Consider the following 6962-nt stretch of genomic DNA (forward strand, 5'->3'; position numbering starts at 1 on the left):
GGCCGGACCTTCGTGCGTCACGCCGCTGTACGGCCGCCTGCGGCCGGATCCGGGGCGCAGGGGTCTCCTGGGGCCCAGGAGGCGCCGGCGCCTCCCACAGGGGCTTCTGGGGCCCTGGTGAGGGGCCGATCAGGTCCCGGCGCGCCCCTCAGCGCCACTCAGCGCAGCTCGGCCGGCGGGGTCCGCCGCGCGTCCGCCTTCTCCGTGCGGACCAGTTCGCCCCACACGATGTACCGGTACTTCGAGGTGTAGACCGGGGTGCAGGTGGTGAGCGTGATGTACCGGCCGGGGGCGGTCTTCCCCGAGTCCTTGGGGACCGCGTTGATCACGTCGGTGTTGAACTTCGAGGTCTGGCGCAGCTCCGCGAAGACCTTGTAGACGTACCAGGTGTCGCGGGTCTCGAAGACGATCGCGTCGCCGTTCTTCAGCTTGTCGATGTTGTGGAACTTCGCCCCGTGTCCGTCCCGGTGCGCGGCGAGCGCGAAATTGCCCTTCTCGTGCCACGGGAGCGCCGACTTCACCGGCTCCGTGTAGTACCCGGCCACGCCGTCGTCGAGGGTGTCCGGATCGGTCCCCGGCTTGACGAGCACCTCGCCGTTCCTCATCGCCGGTACGTGCAGGAAGCCGACACCGTCCTGCGTGTCCAGCGCCCCCGGTTCTGCGGCCTGCGGGGACGGGACCTGCCACTGCCGGCGGATCTCGTCTCCGCGCGCCGACGCCTGCCGGTCGGCGAGCACGTTCGTCCACCACAGCGAGTAGGCCACGAACAGGCCCAGCACCAGGCCCACGGTGATCAGCACCTCGCCCAGCAGGCTCAGAAATCCGGCGAGCACACTGCGGTTGCCGGTGGGCGGGGCCGCGGCGCGGCGGCGGGCACGAGACACTGCTGATCCGTCCTTAACTGGTCAGCGCGGGCGGCGGGCCCTGGCTGCGGGGGCGTTCATCGGTCATCCTGCCCCATACGACCATCCGGTAGGTGCTGGTGAACTCCGGGGTGCAGGTGGTCAGCGTGATGTACCGGCCCTCGGAGGTGAATCCCGAACCCTCCGGCACGGGCTTGATCACCGCCACGTTCGTCGGCGGTGTCTGCGCGAGCGACGAGGTCATCTCGTACGTGTAGTAGGCGTCCCGGGTCTCGACCACGACGGGATCGCCGGGCACCAGCCGGTTGATGTAGCGGAACGGCTCGCCGTGGGTGTTGCGGTGCCCGGCCACCGCGAAGTTGCCCTGCTCGTCGGCCGGCATCGCCGTCTTCAGCGCGCCCTCCCCGTAGTGCCCGACCATGCCCCGGTCCAGCACCTTCGGTTTGCTGATGCCCTCCGCCACCGGGACCTTCACGTCCAGCTTCGGGATGTGCAGGATCGCGAAGCCCTGGCCGGGCTCGAAGGCCGTCACGGGCGGCGGTGCGGCGGCCCCGGAGCCGCCGGCATCCTTCTCCCAGTTCTGGCGCAGGGAACCGGCCGCGCCGTTCGCCACCCGCTGCGCCAGCAGGTTCGTGTACCAGAGCTGGTAGGCGACGAACAGCAGCATCACCAGGCCCAGCGTGATGAACAGCTCTCCGCCCAGGCGGCTCGCGATGACCAGCGGGCCGCCCGAGGCCGGCCGCCTGCGCCGCCGGCCGCCCCGCCTGCGGCTGCGCCGGGCGGCCTGTTTCGCGGCCTCCTGAGCGGCCCTGCGTCGCGCGGCCCGGCCCTGCGTGGGCGCGGACGGCGCGACCGCGGTCACGCGACAGCCTTGCCCACCACCGGGGCCAGTCCCACCGAGCGCTCCACGGCACCCGCGTCACCGCACCGCACCAGCCAGTTGGCGAGCATCCGGTGACCCCACTCGGTCAGCACCGACTCGGGGTGGAACTGCACGCCCTCGACGTCGTGCTCCCGGTGGCGCAGCCCCATGATGATCCCGTCCTCGGTCCGCGCCGTGACCTCCAGCGCGTCCGGCAGGGTCCCGGGCTCGGCGGCGAGGGAGTGGTAGCGGGTCGCGGTGAACGGCGACGGCAGTCCCTCGAACACCCCGAGCCCCTCGTGCATCACGGGGGAGGTTTTGCCGTGCAGCAGCTCGGGTGCCCGGCCCACGACGCCTCCGTAGGCGACCGCCATCGACTGCATGCCCAGGCACACGCCGAAGACGGGGACGGCCGTGCTCGCGCAATGGCGGACCATGTCGACGCAGACACCCGCTTCCTCCGGCGTACCGGGGCCGGGGGACAACAACACGCCGTCGAAGCCGTCCTGCGCGTGCGAGAGCTCGACCTCGTCGTTGCGCAGCACCTCGCATTCGGCACCGAGCTGGTACAGGTACTGGACCAGGTTGAAGACAAAGCTGTCGTAGTTGTCCACAACCAGAATGCGCGCGCTCACGGAGTGGCTCCCGATCCTTCGTCCACCGTCACATCGTTGAACGGAAGAAGCGGCTCGGCCCACGGGAAGACGTACTGGAACAGCACGAACACCACCGCGAGAACCAGTACGAGTGAGATCAGCGCGCGTACCCACGCGTTTCCCGGCAGGTGCCGCCAGATCCAGCCGTACATGCCGCCTGATTCCTTTTCGTCCACGTTCGTTCAACGCACCGCGGGGGCGGTACGCGAACAGACTAAAGGCAGCGGCCCGAAAGGGTGGGTCACCCGGACAAACCCTCCGGTCGCCCCCGGGCGGCGGGGCGCGTGCCGGTCAGCTCCCCCCAGACGACCAGCCGGTGGCTGTGGCCCCATTCCGGATCGCAGGTCGTCAGCGTCAGATAGCGGCCGGGCGCCCGGAACGGCGATTTCTCCGGTACCGGGTCGACCACGGCGACGTCGGCGGGCAGCGTGCGCAGGGGCGCGGAGCGGAGCGTGTAGGTGTACCAGGTGCTCGCGTCCTTGAGGATGACCTCGTCGCCGGGGCGCAGGTGCGGGAAGTCCTTGAAGGGGTCCCCGTAGGTGCGCCGGTGGCCGGCCACCGAGAAGTTGCCGACCGCGCCGAGGGGGGCGGTGGCGGCGTAGTGGCCGAGGCCCTTCTTCAGCAGGTCGGGGTCGGTGCCCTCCAGGACGGGCTTGACCCAGTCCGGGCCGAAGCGCGGGACGTACATCTCGGCGAAGGCCCGGCCGGCGGGGTGGCGCTCCGGCGGCGCGGCCGGCGGCGGGGAGGCCGGCGGGTCCTCCGACGGGGCCGACCGGGGCGCGGCGGCCGGGGCGGCCGCCCAGCGGTCGCGCATCCGGCCCATCTCCGCGTCCATGGCCCGGTCGGCCTTGACCCCGGTCCAGAGCAGGACGTACGCGACGAAGAGCAGGATCAGCGTGCCCGCCGTCAGGCACACCTCGCTGAACGTCCGCACCACGAGGCGCAGGACGATTTCAGGACGGACCCGATCACGGGGTGGGCGCCACCGGCTTCGCATAGTGGAGGTCCACTGTGCCGGAGTAGGCGGGAAGTGTCAGCGCCTTGTGCTCGTCCACTTTCCAGCCGAGCCCGTACGCGTTCACGTACAGCTGGTAGTTCTGCAGGGCCGGGGAGGCGGCGAGGGCCTTCTTCATCGTGCCCGGGTCGCCGACCGCCGAGATCTTGTAAGGGGGCGAGTAGACGCGGCCCTGGAGGATCAGGGTGTTGCCCACGCAGCGCACCGCGCTGGTGGAGATCAGCCGCTGGTCCATGACCTGGATGCCCTGGGCACCGCCGCGCCAGAGAGCGTTGACCACGGCCTGCAGGTCCTGCTGGTGGATCACCAGGTCGTTGGGCTGCGGCTCGGGCACGTTGGGGATGCGGGCGGTGGCGTTCGGCGGGGCGTCGTTGAGGGTGACCGTCAGTCCCTTGCCGGTCAGCTCCTCGGTGCCGGAGGCGGCGCGCAGGGCGGCCAGCCTGGCGTCCTCCGCCTTGGTGCTGCCGTCGTCACGCTCCGCGAGGGTGTCCACCCGGCCGCGTACGGCCGCGGTGCTCTGCTCCAGCGCCGCATTGTCCTGGCTGCGCTCCTTGATCAGGTCCGACAGCTTCAGGAGTGAGGCATCCGTCCGGATGTTCGTACCCTTGGAGGTGTTGAAACTGGTGACGAAGAGCAGACCGGCCAGGGCGAAGACGGCGGCCGTGAGCAGCCGGACCGGCCTGGCCCGGCGACGGGGACCCGCGGAGGAGTCGTCTGAATTGCTCAACGTACCCTTCTCCTTCAACGCCACAGGTCCACTACGCTAACGGACGCCCGGGGCAGGCAAGGTCCCCAGCGCATCGACAGGAGAGCCCCTCGTGCCGAAGTCACGTATCCGCAAGAAGGACGACTACACGCCGCCGCCGACCCGGCAGCCGCAGAGCATCCGGCTGACGAACCGCAGCTGGGTCGCCCCGGTCATGCTGGCGTTCTTCCTGATCGGACTCGCGTGGATCGTCGTTTTCTACGTGACCGAGACCCAGCTGCCGATCGAGGCTCTGGGCAATTGGAACATTGTGGTCGGTTTCGGCTTCATCGCGGCCGGATTCGGCGTATCCACGCAGTGGAAGTAGCACCCGACAGCGCCTGAGGGAAGCTCTCCCATGAGTTATCCACAGCGTCATCCACACCTGAGGAAAAGACAGAAGATCTGTGGATAACTCTGTGGAGAGTTGACGCCGGTGTGATCAGGTGAGTTCCGCGGTGCGGATCAGAATCAGCATCGCGGCCAGCAGGAACGCCACCGCGCAGGTACCCCACTGGACGAGTGCGCGCTTGCGGCCGGCGGTGGGCATCAGCATGCCCAGACCCACCAGCGCTCCGGTGACCAGGCCACCCACATGGGCCTGCCAGGACACCGTGAGCGCGCCACCGAGCGGTACGAAGGTCAGCAGAAGCATCAGCACGACCATGACGATCACCGGGCGCATCTCGTAGCGCAGCCGCTTCGCAAGGACGGCGGTCGCGCCCAGCAGACCGAAGACCGCGCCGGAGGCACCGAGGGTCGGGACGTACGGCTCGCTCAGCAGATAGACCAGCGCGCTGCCGCCGAGGCCGGAGAGCAGGAAGACCGCGAGATAGCGGACCCGGCCCAGCGCCGCCTCCAGCGGCCCGCCGATGACCCACAGGCCGATCATGTTGCCGATGATGTGCCACCACTGGACGTGCAGGAACACCGAGGTCAACAGCCTGTGGTACTCACCTGCGGCAACCCCGTGGACCGGCCCGCCGGGGTACTCCCGGTACCGGCCGCCGATCAGCTCCAGCTGGACCGCGAGCGCCGGGTCGGCGAGCACCACGAGGAACAGCACCGCATTGATCCCGATGAGGATCTTGGTGATCAGGTGGGGATCGGCGGCGACCACCCCGCCCGCGATGGTGCGCGGCGCGTTCGCGGTCGGCTGGTGCCCGGTTCCGGAGCCCGCGCGGACGCACTCGGGGCACTGGAAGCCGACCGAGGCGCTGATCATGCACTCGGGGCAGATGGGGCGCTCGCAGCGGGTACAGCTGATCCCCGTGTCGCGGTCCGGGTGGCGGTAGCAGCCCGGCAGACGGTCGGTGTCCATCGGTTCCCTCGGTCAGCGGCGAGGCAGGGGCTGCCCCGCCGGTCCGGTACGTATCCAGTACGGACGGGCGGGGCGGAAAGGTTCCCGGGCGTCAGCGCTTCTCGACGACCACGGACTGGATGATCACGTCGTCCAGGGGGCGCTCGGTGCGCGGGTTGGTGGCGGCGGCGGCGATGGCCTGCACCACCTTCTGACTGGCCGGGTCGGTGACCTCGCCGAAGATGGTGTGCTTGCGCGTCAGCCACGCGGTGGGCGCGACGGTGATGAAGAACTGCGAGCCGTTGGTGCCCGGGCCCGCGTTGGCCATGGCCAGCAGGAAGGGCTTGGTGAAGGCCAGATCGGGATGGAACTCGTCCGCGAACCGGTAGCCGGGGCCGCCGGTGCCGTTACCGAGCGGGTCGCCGCCCTGGATCATGAAGCCGCTGATGACACGGTGGAAGACGGTGCCGTCGTACAGCGGGTCCGTGGTCTTCTGGCCGTCGGTGGGGCGGGTCCATTCCCGGGCGCCCGTGGCGAGCTCGACGAAGTTCCTGACGGTCTTCGGAGCGAAGTTCTCCAGCAGCTCGATCTCGATGTCGCCGTGGGTCGTCTTCAGGGTGGCGTAGAGCTTCTCGGCCACGGATCTGCCTTCCATAGTCATCACTGTCGGTCCAGATGGTCGCACGGAGCGCTCCGCGGCACTGAAATCCTCCACCCGTATGCCCTGTCACACATGCCTGTCCGCGATATGGCAGGCATGATCCGACAAAGGGTGGAAAGGTGAACTGTGTCCGCCACCGAGGAGGAGGAGCCCGTGACCGGCAAGGAGAGCATGCGCCTGGCAGCCGAGAGCGCCAGGGAAAGTGTGCGGCACGCGACGGAAGTGGTGGCCCCGTACGCGGAATCCGCCAAGGAAGCCGCGGTGCACTACGCCCAGGAGGCGAACGAGCGGCTGGCACCCAAGGTGTCGTACGCGGCGACCAGCGCCGCCCAGCACGCCCGTTCGACCTACGACTGCCATCTGCATCCCCGGCTCAAGGCGGCGCGGGCCCATGTGCCGCCGCCTGTCGACCGGGCGGCGACACAGGCGCGCCGGGCGGCGCGGCAGGCCGCCGAATACACCCAGCCGAAGATCGAGAGCGCGATCGCGGCCGCCACGCCGATGGCCGAGGAGGCCGCGTCCCGGTCGACGGCGGCCTACGCGGCGCTGCGCGGCCAGGTGACGGCCAAGGAAGTGCAGAAGCTGGTGCGGCGTCATCAGCGGCGCGAGCGCAACGGCAGGATCCTGCGCGGTGCCGCACTGGTCGGCGCACTGGCGGCGGCCGCTTTCGCGGTGTGGAAGTGGTGGGACCAGCAGTCGAATCCGGACTGGCTCGTCGAACCGCCGGAGGCCACCGAGCTGCCGGCGAGCGACGCGGCGTCGGCCGGCTTCGACGATGAGCTGGCCGAGAAGGAGCGGGAGGCCGAGTCGGGCCCCGACGACAAGCAGATCTGAGCGACGCACGGGAAGGGGCCCGGATC

9 protein-coding genes and 1 pseudogene are annotated in these 6962 nt (G+C 69.9%); 2 read left to right on the forward strand and 8 right to left on the reverse strand.

Annotation, left to right across the window (positions count from 1 at the left end; genetic code table 11):
• Positions 1-158: 158 nt before the first annotated feature.
• The 6 genes and pseudogenes from ACWGIU_RS24655 to ACWGIU_RS24680 form a co-directional block, all read right to left on the reverse strand.
• Entirely contained in the window at positions 159-884 is a 726-nt protein-coding gene (locus ACWGIU_RS24655) for a class E sortase (protein ID WP_453709160.1), read from the reverse strand.
• 13 nt (positions 885-897) lie between these two features.
• Positions 898-1572 (reverse strand): annotated as a pseudogene (locus ACWGIU_RS24660) (class E sortase); the annotation flags it as partial.
• A gap of 149 nt (positions 1573-1721) precedes the next feature.
• Positions 1722-2360 carry an aminodeoxychorismate/anthranilate synthase component II gene (locus ACWGIU_RS24665; protein WP_453709162.1) on the reverse strand — a complete coding sequence of 213 codons (639 nt, stop codon included), beginning with the start codon at positions 2358-2360 and terminating at the stop codon, positions 1722-1724.
• Positions 2357-2533, reverse strand: a complete 177-nt coding sequence (locus ACWGIU_RS24670) for a hypothetical protein (protein ID WP_030011120.1) — start codon at positions 2531-2533, stop codon at positions 2357-2359. Before ACWGIU_RS24670 ends, ACWGIU_RS24665 begins: the two co-directional genes overlap by 4 nt.
• A gap of 89 nt (positions 2534-2622) precedes the next feature.
• Positions 2623-3378, reverse strand: coding sequence for a class E sortase (locus ACWGIU_RS24675; RefSeq protein WP_453709164.1), 756 nt, complete (start codon positions 3376-3378; stop codon positions 2623-2625).
• Positions 3350-4123, reverse strand: coding sequence for a DUF881 domain-containing protein (locus tag ACWGIU_RS24680; protein ID WP_453709166.1), 774 nt, complete (start codon positions 4121-4123; stop codon positions 3350-3352). Before ACWGIU_RS24680 ends, ACWGIU_RS24675 begins: the two co-directional genes overlap by 29 nt.
• 91 nt (positions 4124-4214) lie before the next feature.
• Here ACWGIU_RS24680 and crgA point away from each other — a divergent pair, with 91 nt between their 5' ends.
• Positions 4215-4469 carry a cell division protein CrgA gene (gene crgA / locus ACWGIU_RS24685; protein ID WP_030383881.1) on the forward strand — a complete coding sequence of 85 codons (255 nt, stop codon included), beginning with the start codon at positions 4215-4217 and terminating at the stop codon, positions 4467-4469.
• A gap of 114 nt (positions 4470-4583) precedes the next feature.
• Here crgA and ACWGIU_RS24690 read toward each other — a convergent pair whose 3' ends face one another.
• Entirely contained in the window at positions 4584-5462 is an 879-nt protein-coding gene (locus ACWGIU_RS24690) for a rhomboid family intramembrane serine protease (protein ID WP_453709168.1), read from the reverse strand.
• Positions 5463-5553: 91 nt separating this feature from the next.
• A complete protein-coding gene (locus tag ACWGIU_RS24695; RefSeq protein WP_453709172.1) occupies positions 5554-6081 on the reverse strand; it encodes a peptidylprolyl isomerase in 528 nt (175 codons plus the stop codon).
• Between the two features lie 147 nt (positions 6082-6228).
• Here ACWGIU_RS24695 and ACWGIU_RS24700 point away from each other — a divergent pair, with 147 nt between their 5' ends.
• Complete coding sequence (locus ACWGIU_RS24700; protein ID WP_453709170.1) at positions 6229-6936, forward strand: DUF5324 family protein; 708 nt, start codon at positions 6229-6231, stop codon at positions 6934-6936.
• The last annotated feature ends 26 nt before the right edge of the window (positions 6937-6962 follow it).

It is taken from the genome of Streptomyces sp. NPDC054840 (genome assembly GCF_053611065.1).

Excerpts from the sequence above, each read along its gene's own strand:
- ACWGIU_RS24670 (WP_030011120.1), bottom strand. The coding sequence starts at position 2,533 with ATGTACGGCTGGATCTGGCGGCACCTGCCGGGAAACGCGTGGGTACGC.
- ACWGIU_RS24690 (WP_453709168.1), bottom strand. The coding sequence starts at position 5,462 with ATGGACACCGACCGTCTGCCGGGCTGCTACCGCCACCCGGACCGCGAC.
- ACWGIU_RS24675 (WP_453709164.1), bottom strand. The coding sequence starts at position 3,378 with ATGCGAAGCCGGTGGCGCCCACCCCGTGATCGGGTCCGTCCTGAAATC.